Consider the following 15,614-nt stretch of genomic DNA (forward strand, 5'->3'; position numbering starts at 1 on the left):
TCGCATCTCGCATCTCGCACCTAATTTTTATTCGCTTGAACACGCATTCTGGTATATAAACATTTACCTAACCTTTAAATGTAAAGCGACCGAAATAAATGACCGCACCGACCACTATGACGTTCTTCGAACGTTTTGAAACTGACATTCTATCTGGCAAGAAGACGATTACTATTCGTGATGAATCTGAGCGAGACTACCAGCCAGGCAGTGTTGTGGAAGTATCGACGCTAGAGCAAGACCGTGTGTTCTGTAATCTTAAGATCATCAGCGTTGAGCCAATTTTGTTTGATGACTTAGGTGAGTTCCATGCTCAGCAAGAGAACATGACGCTGCAAGTACTGAAAGACGTGATTCAAGATATCTATCCAGGTATCTCTCAGCTGTATGTGGTTTCTTACGAGCTTGTGTAGCCCGCTTTAAATAGAATTGGTTGATCAATACCGCGTCTAACGCAGAGCAATGAGAAAGAGAAGTCACAATGAATGAATTACAGAATGAAACAGTTCAGAAAATTTTGCTCCAACTTTATTGTCGTGAGCAAACTGAGCAGCCGTTAATTTCTAGAACTGATCTCAACATTGCTCTTTATGATAGCGAAGGCTTTCTAGCGTGGCGTGATACCAAGCGTGACTTCATTGTCAGTGATATCGAGAATCGAGTTTGGGTGAAGAGCTGTCCCGGTGGTTACATCACTGAAGTGCACTTCAATGCTGACGGTTCTTTGATTGAATATCGTTTGTTCGACCGATTTGAAACCACAGGGCAGTGGCAACTAAAAGATGGTTTGTTACACGTCGAGATTCTGAAGGGTGAGAACCGCTACCAGTTTACTGTTGTGGCTCGTGCTGATCTTAATATTCACTCTGCAGTGGAATATAAAAATGGTGAGCTGCACTCTTATTTGAAATTGGTGCAGGCTGAGCGTTAATCCCTTTTAGCCAACCTTGCTTGTCCATTAAAATTAGTGATATTCCAAGAACAACAAAGCCAACAGTGATGTTGGCTTTGTTGTTTTCAATTCGACCGAGTACTTCTAATCAACGCGCTATTAAGCTATTCAGTTAAGCCATTAAGCTTTGAAGTTCGCTAGTTGACTATAAAGCTCGCTGTCTTGATCTTGCTTTGCACAAATCGTCAGTAGGTCTTCAATAAAGTACTTTAATGCGCGAGCTTCGATACGACGAATGCCTTGTTGCTGCTCTTCAGTTAGGTAGCCGTAGATAGTTGCCGCTCCAAAGTCGCCAAAGATCATCTGACCTTTTTCGTTCACTAAAGTGTTGTGAGCGTATAGATCACCATGAGAGACTTTATTGGCATGAAGGTGTTCAAACACATCAATCATCTGCTCTGTAATGCTATTGATTTGAGCAATTGAAAGTTCGAAACCTTCTGGGAAAGTATCACGCGTGCAAGTCTCGAGTGTTGGTGGTAGCCCTAGGTTGTAGTAGCTGCTTGGAATGAGTTCCATCACCAAAGCTAGGTAATCTTGTTCCTCTACTTGGGCGATAGATTTTACCAAGTTGTTATGGTGTCCAGCCTGCAAGCACGCTTCCAGTTCATCATGTGGGTAGCCGTCACTGGTGACTTCGCCTTTAAACACTTTAACCGCCACTTCCTGTGGAAAATCGAAGTCGCTGTTTAGCCAGCTTGCATGCGAGATCACGCCAGATGCGCCTTGGCCAAGTACTTGATTCAGTGAATAGCTTTGAGAGCTAACCGCAGGCACGCTATCTAAGCTGCTAGGGTGTTTGCAAAACGGGTTACCCGCAAACGCTAACCAAGCCAGTTTTGGTAGCTTGATAAGGAACTCTGGGAATTCAGTCAACTGGTTTGCAGACAGGCGAACTAGCTCAAGGTTGGATAGGTTTTCCATGCTTTCTGGTAACACGCGAATCTTGTTACCCGCCAATGCCAGTTTCTGTAGTCGCGGTCTTTCACCTAGTGAGCTAGGCAGGGCCTCAATCTCATTGTCGGTCAGGATCAACCAGCGTAATTGAGGTGGTAGAGATACTTCACTTACGGTTTTGATTTGGTTGGTCTTGAAACCGATCATTTCAAGCTTAGGAAGTGACCCAAGAACATCAGGCAGGTGCGTAAACAGGTTATTCGACGCGAAGATAATACGCAGGTTAGTTAGCTTTGAAAACTCGGCTGGTAGGTCTGACAGCTGATTACCTGAAAGGTCTAGGATCTCAAGAGAATCTGCAAGCTCTATGATTTCTAGAGGAAACTCGGTGAGACTTTCCGACAGTTTTAAGCGCTTAATACCTTTAAGTTGCCCTGATTTTAATTGTTCTAGAGTATGCAAACCTTAGCCTTATGAATAGATGTTCGAGGCGCGTAGTTTACTTGTCTCAATCAAGAAAGGCGAGTATCCGGAAGAATACTCGCTTAACTAAACTAAGTGAACGAATTTACGAAGGTTAAAGCTGGATATGGTTTTGGCTAACGCCGACCTCCTCAACAAAATCGCTATCATGACTGACCAAGATGAATGCGCCTTGGTATTCACGCAGAGCCGAAGCCAATATTTGCTTCGAGTCGATGTCTAGGTGATTGTCTGGTTCATCTAGCAGCAGTAATGGCGAATCCTGTTTATGGCTGACGATCAACATCGCCAGTTTCATTTTCTCTCCACCGCTTAGGTGAGCTATTTTGCGGTAGACGGAGTCTCGTCTGAATCCAATACCAGCTAACAAGGTTCGTGCGTCACTTTCTGTCATGCTGCCGCTATGTGTCACCAGGCTATCGAACATTGTGTCGTTGGTGTCTAATAGTCCAAAGTGTTGATCCAAGTATACTGTGGACCCTAAGCGTTTAATGGAACCTGTATAGTTCGAGTGTTGCCCATGAATGGCCTTTAACAGCGTCGACTTTCCGCAGCTGTTTGCACCAGTGAGATAACACCGTTCACCTTGCGACATAGAAAAGTTGATACGAGCGTCAGAACCAAAACTCAGATGGCAATCTTCAACGGTTAATAGCGAGTTCTTTTTACTGTTATTACTCTGTTGTAGATACAAGGCCTGTGGTTTTAGTTGTTCCTTTTGTTCTTTAAGAGATTGAAGCTTATGTTGGTTTTGGTCCTTTAAGTTCTTTTGACTAGTGGCTGATGCTCCTTGCGTTCGTCCTGCTTTATCTTTCATCGCATCCAATAATATCTTGGGTTGGCTACCGGACTTTCTGAGTCGATTACCTTGAGACTCACGTTGCTGTGCTTTTTCCTTATTAGCTTGAGCTTGGCGCTCCAGTCGTTTCTTTTCGGATTGGTGATGTGCAATCTGTTTATCTAGTGCATCGGCCTGATTCGACATTTGTTTGAAGTAGTCATCGTAGTTTCCTTTATAGAAACGTAACCCCAAACTGTTGAGATGGTAGATACCTTCCATTTGTCTCAATAAGCTTCGATCATGGCTGACGACAAGTACCTTACCTTCAAACAACTGGCATTGTTCTAGTAGCCAATTGCGTCCGTCGTTATCCAAATGGTTCGAAGGCTCATCGAGGATCAGTATGTCGTTAATTGATACGAATAGCTGATGAAGCTGTAACAGGGCGAGTTGCCCACCACTCAAAGAGCAACAAAGTGTGTTCAAATCACGAGTGATCTTTAATGTACCTAGCAACTGCTGGGTACGCGCCTCTAAATCCCAATCATCGCCAACGATATTGAAGTGCTGCAGTTCACAGCTACCTTGTTCTATGGCGCTTAACGCTTCTAACTTTTTGGTGAGTCCTAAGAAGTCAGCGATGGTGATGTTGGTATCCAGTAGCGTTGATGGTAACTGAGAGTAAAAGCCGATTGAACCTTGGCGCGAAACACTGCCCGTTGTGGGCTGTTTTTGTCCAACGAGCAACGAAAGTAACAATGACTTTCCAGCCCCATTTCTTCCGACTAGGCCTGTGAGGCGAGTGCTCAAATTAAAGGTGATGTTTTTGAATAACCACTCACCAGTATCGAGTTGGAATGAGAGATTATTGGCTAATATAGTCGGCATAGAAATACCTCCCTTTACGTGTAAACGAGTAAAAGGGGTGAGGCGCTTTTCTGTGCAAGCTCCTGCTGGATGCTAACAACAGATCGCCAAAGGCGTTACTTAGATAGATGACCAATGAAAGAGAGAAAGCGGTATTGAGATGGTTCCTGTCTTTGAGGTACTGATCTTAAAGATGTTTGTTTGTCAAAAAACGGATCTTTAAGAGCTTGATTTGTCGGGAAAATAGATGATGAAGTAACGCCCACTAACCCCGAGTGTCCAAATGATTTTTATAAAAATAAATCGGATGTCAGGATGTTAGTACTTCATTATGGCGTTATTCTCTTTTGAAATGATGGTGGGATGGTACTGAAAGAAAGTACTCTGAGTCAATATGTTGAGGTGATTAAATTGTGTTCAAATAATTAAAGCGCCTTTGTGGCGCTTTAGTGATCATTATTGGAAATCAGTTGAGTCTAGAACTTATATCTTTGGGTTTAGAGCTTAGAGCTTAGAGCTTAGAGCCTTGGGCTTAAAGCTAAAGCTACTTGGTTTGCCCACCAACGGCGCGCCAACACATATCAAAGCTATCGTTGATGTACTTCGATGTTTGCTCTGGTGGAGACTCGCTTTGTTCAATCAGCCAGTTTGCACAAATCAGAAAGTGGCTATGAATGAAGTGTCTAACAAGGTTAATGTCCAACACCATCAATTCACCATCTTGTTGCCCTTTCAAAATGATCTCGTCTAGCGATGCGAACATCTGTGAAACAATCACTTCTCGAGTTTGAGTCGTTGGGTCGAAATGAACATTGGTGAAGAACTTCATCGCAACCGGATTCTCTAATGCCCACTCAATTCCTGTGATCCACATGAACTTAAAGGTTTGGTAGCGATCTTCTACAGCCACATCAGTGTGCGGTTGAAGGGTCGAGAATAGCTCTAGCTTCAGCTCGCGAAACAGTTCATCAATCAATAGAGATTTATTCTCGAAGTGGTGGAACAACGTCGCTTTTGCCACGCCGGCTGTTTTCGCTATTTGTCCGGTAGATGTGCCCTCTAGCCCTTGTTGAGAGAAGAGCAGGAGTGCAGCATCTAGGATTTTTTGTCTTTTGGTGATCATCTATTGAGTACTTTGAACATCAGTTTCTTGATTGGGTTGTTGTAAGGAGGATGCATTAACTTGGTGAAGTTGATTTTTCCTCTACTTAGAACGGTTTTGGCATGGCTAAGGGTCTTGAAGCCCTCAATGCCGTGATAGTGTCCCATGCCTGAAGGGCCGATGCCACCGAATGGTGCGTCTTCTGCAGCCACATGCACCAAAGAATCATTAATACACACGCCGCCAGAGTGCGTGTCTGATAAAAGCTTGTCTTGGGTTTCTTTATTATGGCTCATTAGGTACAGAGCCAGTGGGCGTTCTCTCTCTGTGATGTAATTGATTGCTTCTTCGATGGAATCATAAGGCACGATAGGCAAAACAGGACCAAACAGCTCTTCTTGCATCGCGAGCATCTCATCGTTCACTTCGGTGAGAAGGTGCGGCGTCATTCTGTGGTTTACATCGTCTTGTGCTTGTTCGGTTACCGTGTGAATAACCGCGCCTTTGGCTTGTGCGTCTTCAATGACACCTTTCAAGCGATTGTATTGGCGCATGTTGATCACTGAGGTTAAGTCTTTGCTCTCAATACCGGCTTTATAAAGCTTCTTGAAATAACGCTTATAGGCTGTGATGAACTCGTCTGATTTTTCTCGCGGCAATAAGATGTAATCAGGCGCTACACATATCTGGCCAGCGTTTAGACTCTTGGCAAACAAGATACGTTCAACAGCGTCAGCTACATCAAAGTCAGGGGCAATGATGGTTGGAGATTTGCCGCCTAATTCCAAGGTAACTGGTGTTAAGTTGTTAGCCGCTGCTCTCATAACGTGTTTACCCACAGCGGTTGAGCCTGTGAAAAGGATATGGTCAAACGGCAGTTGGCTAAATTTAGCGGAAACGTCAGCTTCGCCTTCGATAATCGCAACCTGATCTTCACTAAAGCCTTCGGCCAACATCGCTTTTAAAACTCGGTTGGTCGCTGGAGTAAACTCCGACATCTTGAGTATCGCCGTGTTGCCCGCTGCTAACGCTGTGATCAGAGGGCCTAAAGAGAGCATGACTGGGAAGTTCCAAGGCACGATGATACCAACCACACCTACTGGCTGATAATGCACAGTAATCTTGGCTGGTGTTAGCATCAAGCCGGCTTTTCGACGTGAAGGCTTCAACCACTTCTTCAGGTTTTTATCACTGTAATTGATCTGGTGTAGGGAAGGGGTGATGTCAGCAATTAAGCTGTCGTGCTCTGCTCGATGGCCATAATCTTCTGATACCGCTTCAATTAACTGCTCTTGGTAGCGCATTAATAGTTTTTTCAAGACTGAGAGATCATTTCGTCTCTGATCAAGTGTTGGATTAACGTTGTTACGGTAGTGATCTTGTTGTCGGTTGAATATTTGATCCATGTCGTTGGTGCTCGACGTGTTTGGTTCAAGGTCTAGATTATGGCTCATAGTATCCCCTAAATTCGAAGGCTGACCGATTGGTTGGTCAGTTAAAATTACAAGAAGATTGAACCGAATACAAGATATGCGCGAGAAAAGTTCAAAAATTGAGCGGTTACAACATTGAAGTGAGCGAGTTCTAGTAGGAAGAATGAAGTGTTTATCGGCATCGAATCGCGGGACACAAGCTGTGTTGGTGATAGCGAGAGTTCAGATTGTGAAGTGCTTATATTTGTCACAACTCTGACTTAACCTCACTCAATTTACTAAAAATCTTTTGGTTTCTGCACATTTTTTCTCCCTAATTTAATGTGAGAAATTGCTTTATATTTAATGCGCTTCAGCCTGTTTTTTACCCTAAAACCTTGTAATTCCTTACCTGTCATTTTAAGTCGATCTGTCGATAAAAAAACGTAATCGTCACCACAAATATCAATGGTTGGACTCGCTCTTAATAATATCGGTTAATGCAGCCAACAAATCGTTTTTGAACGCTTTTTGTTGGGTTATACCTCGCTATTCCAAAGAGGTATCTTCTGTCGATGGCCCTATAGTGTGAGGTCTCTAGAATTGGAAAATTCGGTTAATTTGGAACGCATCCGTGCTGAGTATAATGTAAAGCACTGGAGCCAAGGTTTTTATGGAATTGATGATAACGGTGAGGTGTATGTTTCACCGAGCGAGACGGATCATCAAGTCCCACTAAGTAAGATCGTAAAACAGTTAGAGCAAAGAAATATTGGTTTACCTGCTCTTGTGCGTTTTCCTCAAATAGTGCATCAACGTGTGCACAATATCTGTAACGCATTTAACCAAGCGATCGACGAATATCAGTACGACAATCGTTACCTACTTGTTTATCCGATTAAAGTTAACCAACAAAAAGAAGTGGTTGATGAGATCTTAGCGAGCCAAGCTCAATTAGAGCAAAAGCAGCTAGGACTAGAGGCGGGCAGCAAACCTGAACTATTAGCGGTATTGGCGCTGGCTCAAAAAGCGAGCTCTGTGATCGTGTGTAACGGTTACAAAGACAGAGAATACATCCGTCTTGCGCTGATTGGCGAAAAGCTAGGCCACAAAGTCTTTATCGTTCTAGAGAAGTTGTCTGAGCTTGATCTTGTTCTTTCTGAAGCGAAAGCACTTGGCGTAAAACCTCGTTTGGGTTTACGTATTCGTCTTGCTTCTCAAGGTGCAGGTAAATGGCAAGCAAGTGGTGGTGAGAAGTCGAAATTCGGTTTGTCTGCATCACAAGTGCTTACTGTTATCGAACGCTTGAAAGCCGAAGACCAGCTGGATGTACTTGAACTCGTGCACTTCCACCTAGGTTCACAAATGGCAAACATTCGTGACGTGCGAAATGGCGTGAGTGAAGCGGCTCGTTTCTACTGTGAACTGCGTGATATTGGCGCTCAACTGAAGTTCTTAGATGTTGGTGGTGGCTTGGCAGTCGATTACGACGGCACGCGTAGCCAATCTTCAAACTCAATGAATTACGGCTTGCTTGAGTACGCTCGTAACATCGTGATGACAGTAGGGGATATTTGTAAACTCTACAATCAGCCACAACCTGTGATTATTTCGGAGTCTGGTCGCTCACTGACTGCGCACCATGCTGTGTTGATCACCAACGTGATTGGTACTGAAAGCTACTCACCGGAAGATATGGCTGCGCCAGAAGCAGACGCACCACTGTTGCTAAACAACATGTGGAAGAACTTCTTAGAGCTCGATGCTGGTAATGATGACCGTGCGTTGATTGAGATCTATAACGACACTCAGAGCGATATTGCAGAAGCGCACAACCAATTTGCGACCGGTATGCTGAATCTTCAGCATCGTGCTTGGGCAGAGCAAATGTCTTTGCGTATTAACTACGAGCTTAGCACTCGCATGAGCACAAAGAACCGTTACCACCGTCCAATTTTGGATGAGTTGAGCGAGCGTTTAGCGGACAAGTTCTTCGTGAACTTTTCACTATTCCAGTCATTGCCAGATGCTTGGGGTATTGATCAGGTGTTCCCTGTATTGCCACTGAGCGGTTTAGATAATGCGGATGAGCGTCGTGCTGTGGTGTTGGACATCACTTGTGACTCTGACGGTACGATTGACCAGTATGTTGATGGTCAAGGCATTGAAACAACATTGCCAGTGCCAGCGTGGAACCCAGATGAACCATACCTAATGGGCTTCTTCCTAGTAGGCGCGTACCAAGAGATCTTGGGCGATATGCATAACCTATTTGGTGATACGCACAGTGTTGTGGTGAATGTTGATGAAAGCGGAGAAGCGAACATTGACTACATCAACGAAGGCGACACAGTAGAAGACATGATGCGTTACGTTCATATCGATATGGATCTAATTCGTCAGAACTACAAAGAATTAGTAACGGCGAAAGTACCAGCGCAAGAGCAGCAAAGCGTACTTGAAGAGTTAGAGCAAGGCTTGATGGGTTACACCTATCTTGAGGATTTTTAATGAACGATCTATTTACCAAACCAGATTACTCGCTGTATTCCAATGCGATGACGTTTATGCGTCGTCCATTGGTACAGAACCCAATTGATAACGATGCTGATGTGGTTGTGTTGGGCGTGCCGTTAGATATGGCGACGTCTGGTCGACCGGGTGCTCGTATGGGCCCTGATGCGATTCGTCGTGCGTCTGTAAACTTGGCGTGGGAAGGCAAAAAATTTCCTTGGGACTTCAATGTATTTGAACATACCTCGGTGATTGATGCTGGCGATCTTGTGTTTGATTGCGGTGATGCTGAAGACTTAACTCAGCGTTTAGAAGCAGCCGCTGATGCGATTCTAAACAGTGGTAAAACACTGTTAGGTTTAGGTGGTGACCACTTCATTACACTGCCTTTGTTAAGAGCATACGGCAAGAAGTACGGTGAAATGGCTCTGATTCACTTCGATGCACATACTGACACGTACAGTCAGGGCAGTCGTTACGATCACGGTACCATGTTCTACCATGCGCCTAATGAAGGTTTAATCTCGCCTGAGCATTCTGTGCAAATTGGTATTCGTACCGAGTACAAGCAGGAAGGACACGGCTTTAACGTTATTAACGCGATGCAAGCGAACGACATGAGCGTGGACGAGATCATTGCTCAAGTGAAAGGCATTGTCAGTGATAAGCCAGTTTACCTAACGTTTGATATCGACTGTCTGGATCCTGCTTTTGCTCCGGGTACCGGCACACCAGTATGTGGTGGTTTGAACTCAGATAAAGTGCTCAAAATCATCCGTGGCTTACAGGGTATCAACATGGTTGGTATGGACGTTGTAGAAGTGTCTCCTGCCTATGACCAAAGCGAAATTACGGCATTGGCTGGTGCGACGATTGCTCTCGAGCTGCTTTACGTCTGGACTGCAAATCGCCTTGCTAAATAGTTGTGTGTCATTGCTAACAGCATAACGCTATATACTGATTTTAAAGCCCACTAAGGTTCAACTTAGTGGGCTTTTTTTGGATACCTCGAAATATCCATTTGCAACTTCTACTCATTGTCCCTGCATACCCATTCAATACTCTAGCTGTTGTATATGTAATTGACGCCATATACGGTGTTTGAACAGTTTCTCATCAGCTTTATGCTGCACCTTGTCTCAAATATGGGATTTAGTTCTTCTTTGGGGTTTAGGTATATATCGACCCTATCAATCGCCCATAAATCCTAATGATTTATCAACTTTATTACTGTATATATTTATAAAAATTTGAGGTGTAATTAAGGTATGCGTTTTATTGCATATTAATCAACACCCTATAAACTTTTGCTTAGTCCATGAACAAACTAAAGTGAATGCCTAGATTTGTGAAAAGAAGTCACTTCGCACAGACATGACATTTCGGATAAGGAAGACTAGGCTTAAAGTTAAGTAAACTATAAAAAAAACAGGCGAAACGGAACTGACTCATCACATACATCAGTCTACGTAATGGATTGTTAATGCAGAGAATAAGTTCTGAATATAATTTAAGCCTGAAACCGTTATTACTATCATTTTCACGATGTTGGGCAATACAGCATTTTGTGACCTCGGGGGATATATGGGTATTGAAGTTTCGCGCCAAGCTGCAGTTGTAGAGGCAGTGAGTGGAGAAGTCATTGCGGTTAAGTCTGATGGAAGCGCACGAAAAATTTCAGTTGGCGATATTATTCGTGAAAACGAGATTGTTATCACTGCAAACCAAGCAGAGCTGTTATTAGGTAACCCAAACGGTGTCACTGAGGTGGCAAGTAATTGTGTTGGCTGTGTTGATCAAGACTTAGTGTGGGCTGATGCTCCTATCGCTGGAGAAGTTAATTTTGACTTACAGCAAGCCGATGCAGGAGATTTTGATGATGATGAATTTGCTGCTATCCAAGAAGCCATTTTAGGTGGTGCCGATCCGACCCAAATCTTAGAAGCAACGGCTGCGGGGGGCGGATTAGGTTCTGCAAACGCTGGCTTTGTGACGATTGACTACAACTACACCGAAACTCATCCGTCGACATTTTTTGAGACCGCAGGTCTAGCAGAACAAACGGTTGATGAAGACCGAGAAGAGTTCAGAACAATAACCCGTTCATCGGGCGGTCAATCAATCAGTGAAGTGCTCACCGAAGGCTCCATTTCTGGCAATACCTACCCCCAATCTATTACAACTACCGAAACGATTATTGCTGGTAGTTTAGCGCTCTCCCCTGATTCTTTTGTTCCAGAAGCACTGTCTCTCGCTTCGCTACTCACAGAGCTAAACAGTGATATTACTTCAAGTGGTCAACCCGTTACGTTTACTTATGATGCGGCGACGAACTCTATCATTGGTGTTCAAGGCACCGATGAAGTATTACGCATCGACATCGATGTTGTTAGTGTTGGAAACAACGCTGAGCTTTCATTGACCACAACGATTTCTCAACCAATTGATCACGTAACGTCTGTTGGTGGCGGTCAGGTTTCCTATACAGGCGATCAAATTAACATCACTTTTGATATTCAAGGTGAAGACACCGCCGGAAACCCATTAGCAACACCAATTAATGCGCAAGTTGCCGTGGTTGACGGGGGCGATCCGTCTGCTGAAAGTGTGAATATCAGTAACGTAGAAACTAGCAGTGCAGCAATTGAAGGAACGTTCTCCAATATTGGTAGTGATAATCTTCAATCAGCTGTATTTGATGCTGGTGCACTGGACCAGTTTGATGGGTTGCTCAGCGATAATCAAAATACGCTTGCCAGACTTTCTGATGATGGAACAACGATTACTCTGTCCATCCAAGGTCGAGGTGAGGTTGTTCTCACTATCTCACTAGATACCGATGGTACTTATAAATTCGAGCAGTTTAATCCAATAGAACAAGTGGGCACCGATTCACTGACGTTCGATTTACCGATCACGATTACCGATTTCGACCAAGATGTTGTAACCAATAACATCAACATTGTTATCACTGATGGCGATAGCCCAGTCATTACTAATGTCGACAGTATTAGTGTCGATGAAGCAGGCATCATTGGTGGCTCACAAGAGGGAACCGCGCCTGTAGCGGGGAGCGGAAGTATCACTGCCGATATTTTCGAAAGCGACATCATCGACCATTATGAACTGGAGCCGACGGAATTTAATACGGGTGGCAGCTTGGTTTCAAATGGTGAGGCTGTGCTACTTGAGCTGATTGGTGAGATCGGTGGTGTAAGAACTTATGAAGGTTACGTTGAGGTCAATGGAACGAGAATTACGGTCTTTGATGTTAAAATTGATAGCCCTTCATTGGGCAACTATGAGTTTAATCTTTATGAAGAACTTTCTCATCAAGGCGCTGAAGATGCGCTGCTAACTTTTGCATTGCCAATTTATGCTGTTGATGCAGATGGCGACCGTTCTGCACTATCTGGCGGTTCGAGTACACCAGAAGCCGCAGAGATTCTCGTTAATGTCACAGATGATGTTGTTGAGCTAGTTGATAAAGTTGAGTCAGTCACGGAACCAACTTTAGCCGGCGATACCGTTGTTTCGTATAACCTATTCAACTTCGAAGGCGCTGATGGCTCGACAATTCAATCTTTTAACTATGATGGTGTTGATTACTCACTAGATCAGAGCTTGCTGCCAGATGCTGTTCAAACATTCAGTTTTACTGAGGGTGTTGTAACCATCTCACTAAATGGCGATTTTAGTTTTGAAGTTGCGCGCGATATTGACCATACAAACAGTGAAACCATTGTAAAACAGTTCTCGTTTTTAGCTGAAGATGGTGATGGAGACACTGACACTTCAACACTTGAGCTAAGTATCACTGACGGTCAAGATCCAATCATTGATTTGATCCCGCCAGTTACTCTCTCAGAAGCCAACCTTGCTGATGGATCCTCTCCAAGTGGAAGTGCGGTCAGCGCTACCGAGACGATTACCTTTACTGCTGGTAGTGATGATGTAGCTAAATTTCGTATTGAACCAACTGAATTCAATGTCGATGGGACACTGAAATCGAATGGGTTTGCGGTTGAGATAAAAGAAGACTCTGCTATTCAGGGCACTTACATCGGTTTTATTACCAACGCTTCTGGCTCTGAAATCCCAGTATTCACCATTAGTTTCTCTGCTACTACGTTAGGTGAATACACCTTTACCTTACTTGAAGCGCTAGACCATGTGGATGGCCGAGATAAAAACGATTTAAGCTTTGAGCTTCCTGTTTATGCGGTAGACAGCGATGGCGATGACTCATTGGTGTCTCAGCTTAATGTGACTATTGGTGATGACGTTCAAATCATGCAAGACGGTACGTTAGATATCATCGAGCCAAATCTTGCTGACGGCACTGTAACAACCAACACCATTGACGTGATGCCCGATCAAAGTGCAGATGGCGCGACCATCACTCAGTTCAATTATGACGGTGTCGTAAATACACTGGATCAAAGTATTTCAGGCGAGCAGCAGTTTAACTTCGCAGAAGGTCGCTTGTTCATCACCCTTGAAGGTGAAATGCGTTTCGAGCCAAACCGTAACCTAGACCACTCTGCGAGTGAAGACATTGTTAAGTCGATAGTCGTGACGTCGAATGACTTTGATAACGACCCGGTGACATCAACCGTTACTTTGACCATTACTGATGGTGATAACCCTACTATCGATGCTGTTCCGAGTGTTGCTCTTGAAGAATCGGATCTCGCTGATGGCTCATCACCAAGCGGCAGTGCGGTTAGCCAAACAGAAACCATCACTTTCACCAACCAAAGTGACGATGTTGAGAAATTCCGTTTAGAGCCTAGTGAATTTAACGTTGGCGATTCTCTCACGTCCGATGGTCTGGTGATCGAGATTAGAGAAGAACCTGCAGGTTCGGGTAATTATATCGGTTTCACGACTGATATTTCGAATACTGAAACTACCGTTTTCACTCTTGATTTCAGCAGTACTAATTTGGGTGAATACACCTTTACGCTTATCGAAGCGATTGACCACACGCCGATTCAAGGGAATAACGACCTCACATTCAACTTGCCTGTTTACGCCGTCGATAGCGACGGTGACGACTCTCTGATGTCTCCGTTGGCGGTGACGATCACCGATGACGTTCAAGTGATGGTCAATAGCTCACTCGATATTGAAGAGCCAACGGTCTCGGATTTAGCGGCAGGTACGCCGACCACGACAACGGTTAATGTTCTTGATGAAGAAGGCGCTGATGGAACGACCATTACTCAGTTGACCTACGATGGTGGAGCGGTACTAACACTTGACCAAAGCGATACGGGTGAACAGAAATTTGATGTTCCTGAGGGTTCGCTGTATATCACCCTACAGGGCGACGTGCGTTTCGAGCCTAATCGCAATCTCGACCACACAGGTGGAGACATTGTTAAATCGATAGTGGTGACCTCAAGTGATTCTGATAACGATCTTGTTTCCTCAACGGTTACGCTGACCATTACCGATGGCGATATTCCAACGATTGATAATGTACCAAGTGTTACGCTATCTGAATCCAACCTGAGTGATGGCTCTACTCCAAGCGGCAGTGCGGTCAGTCAAACTGAGACGATTACCTTCACCAACCAAAGTGATGATGTGACGAGTTTCCGTATTGAACCTACTGAGTTCAATATTGGCGGCCTTCTAAAATCGAATGGACTGACGGTTGAGTTGAAAGTCGACCCAAGTACGCCGGGTGGCTACATCGGCTTTGTGACGACGGCGCCTAATGTTGAAACGAACGTGTTCACGATTAGTTTTTCGGATACCAATATCGGTCAATACACCTTCACACTGTTGGAAGCGTTAGATCACGTTGATGGGCTAGGAAATAACAACCTAAGCTTTGACCTGCCGGTTTACGCTGTTGATAAAGATGGTGATGATTCACTGGTGTCTCAACTTAACGTGACCATTGGTGATGATGTTCAAATCATGCAAGGTGGTACGTTAGATATCACTGAACCAAATCTTGCAGACGGCACAGTGACAACCAATACCATCGATGTGATGCCAGAACAAAGTGCCGATGGTGCGACGATCACTCAGTTTACGTATGACGGTCAAGTTCGAACACTGGATCAAACGGACACAGGTGAGCAGCAATTTAGCTTCACAGAGGGTGAGTTGTTCATCACTCTTGAAGGTGAAGTACGCTTCGAACCAAATCGCAATCTAGACCACACGGTTAGCGAAGATATCGTCAAGTCGATAGTGGTGACCTCAAGCGATTTAGATAACGATGTGGTGACGTCAACGGTCACTCTGACCATTACTGACGGTGATATCCCAACCATTGATGCGGTGCCAAGTGTCACTTTCTCTGAAACGAATCTTGCAGATGGTTCTTCACCAAGCGGCAGTGCAGTAAGCCAAACAGAGACGATTACCTTCACCAATCAAAGTGATGATGTTGCGAGTTTCCGTATTGAGCCAACCGAGTTCAATGTGGGCGGTGCACTTAAATCGAATGGATTTGCGGTCGAGATAAAAGAAGATTCGGCTAATCCGGGGACTTACATCGGTTTTATTACTAATGGCTCGAACGCTGAAGTTCCTGTATTCACGATTACTTTCTCTACAAGTACTTTGGGTGAATACACCTTT

General features: G+C 44.3%; 9 protein-coding genes. 5 read left to right on the forward strand and 4 right to left on the reverse strand.

Features of this window, described 5'->3' with window-relative positions:
• Positions 1 to 98: 98 nt before the first annotated feature.
• On the forward strand, positions 99 to 413 hold the full coding sequence (gene yqfB / locus AB4512_RS20495) for a N(4)-acetylcytidine aminohydrolase (protein ID WP_017063603.1): 315 nt from the start codon (positions 99 to 101) through the stop codon (positions 411 to 413).
• Positions 414 to 481: 68 nt separating this feature from the next.
• The gene (locus AB4512_RS20500; RefSeq protein WP_372175500.1) at positions 482 to 931 is read left to right on the forward strand and encodes a hypothetical protein; all 450 of its coding nucleotides are present in this window, start codon (positions 482 to 484) and stop codon (positions 929 to 931) included.
• A gap of 141 nt (positions 932 to 1,072) precedes the next feature.
• Here AB4512_RS20500 and AB4512_RS20505 read toward each other — a convergent pair whose 3' ends face one another.
• The 4 genes from AB4512_RS20505 to AB4512_RS20520 form a co-directional block, all read right to left on the reverse strand.
• Entirely contained in the window at positions 1,073 to 2,311 is a 1,239-nt protein-coding gene (locus AB4512_RS20505; protein WP_372175502.1) for a leucine-rich repeat-containing protein kinase family protein, read from the reverse strand.
• Positions 2,312 to 2,426: 115 nt separating this feature from the next.
• Positions 2,427 to 4,001, reverse strand: a complete 1,575-nt coding sequence (locus tag AB4512_RS20510; protein ID WP_372175504.1) for an ATP-binding cassette domain-containing protein — start codon at positions 3,999 to 4,001, stop codon at positions 2,427 to 2,429.
• Between the two features lie 523 nt (positions 4,002 to 4,524).
• The gene (locus tag AB4512_RS20515; RefSeq protein WP_017066051.1) at positions 4,525 to 5,103 is read right to left on the reverse strand and encodes a TetR/AcrR family transcriptional regulator; all 579 of its coding nucleotides are present in this window, start codon (positions 5,101 to 5,103) and stop codon (positions 4,525 to 4,527) included.
• Positions 5,100 to 6,536 (reverse strand): coniferyl aldehyde dehydrogenase, encoded by a 1,437-nt coding sequence (locus AB4512_RS20520; RefSeq protein ID WP_372175505.1) that lies wholly within the window; start codon positions 6,534 to 6,536, stop codon positions 5,100 to 5,102. Before AB4512_RS20520 ends, AB4512_RS20515 begins: the two co-directional genes overlap by 4 nt.
• Before the next feature lie 561 nt (positions 6,537 to 7,097).
• On the opposite strand from AB4512_RS20520, the gene speA reads away from it, so the two are divergent.
• From speA to AB4512_RS20535, 3 genes are all read left to right on the forward strand, one after another.
• Positions 7,098 to 9,005 carry an arginine decarboxylase gene (speA, locus tag AB4512_RS20525; protein WP_061018558.1) on the forward strand — a complete coding sequence of 636 codons (1,908 nt, stop codon included), beginning with the start codon at positions 7,098 to 7,100 and terminating at the stop codon, positions 9,003 to 9,005.
• Positions 9,005 to 9,931, forward strand: coding sequence for an agmatinase (gene speB / locus AB4512_RS20530; protein ID WP_229648845.1), 927 nt, complete (start codon positions 9,005 to 9,007; stop codon positions 9,929 to 9,931). The genes speA and speB overlap by 1 nt, the downstream gene beginning before the upstream one ends.
• A 661-nt stretch (positions 9,932 to 10,592) precedes the next feature.
• Positions 10,593 to 15,614: retention module-containing protein (locus AB4512_RS20535; RefSeq protein ID WP_372175508.1), on the forward strand; the 5,022-nt coding region annotated here is incomplete at its 3' end.

This window comes from Vibrio sp. 10N.222.52.B7 (assembly GCF_041474275.1).
GTDB lineage: Bacteria > Pseudomonadota > Gammaproteobacteria > Enterobacterales > Vibrionaceae > Vibrio > Vibrio crassostreae_C.

Coding starts and splice junctions, on each gene's coding strand:
- yqfB (WP_017063603.1), top strand. CDS start 99: ATGACCGCACCGACCACTATGACGTTCTTCGAACGTTTTGAAACTGAC.
- AB4512_RS20500 (WP_372175500.1), top strand. CDS start 482: ATGAATGAATTACAGAATGAAACAGTTCAGAAAATTTTGCTCCAACTT.
- AB4512_RS20510 (WP_372175504.1), bottom strand. CDS start 4,001: ATGCCGACTATATTAGCCAATAATCTCTCATTCCAACTCGATACTGGT.
- AB4512_RS20515 (WP_017066051.1), bottom strand. CDS start 5,103: ATGATCACCAAAAGACAAAAAATCCTAGATGCTGCACTCCTGCTCTTC.
- AB4512_RS20520 (WP_372175505.1), bottom strand. CDS start 6,536: ATGAGCCATAATCTAGACCTTGAACCAAACACGTCGAGCACCAACGAC.
- speB (WP_229648845.1), top strand. CDS start 9,005: ATGAACGATCTATTTACCAAACCAGATTACTCGCTGTATTCCAATGCG.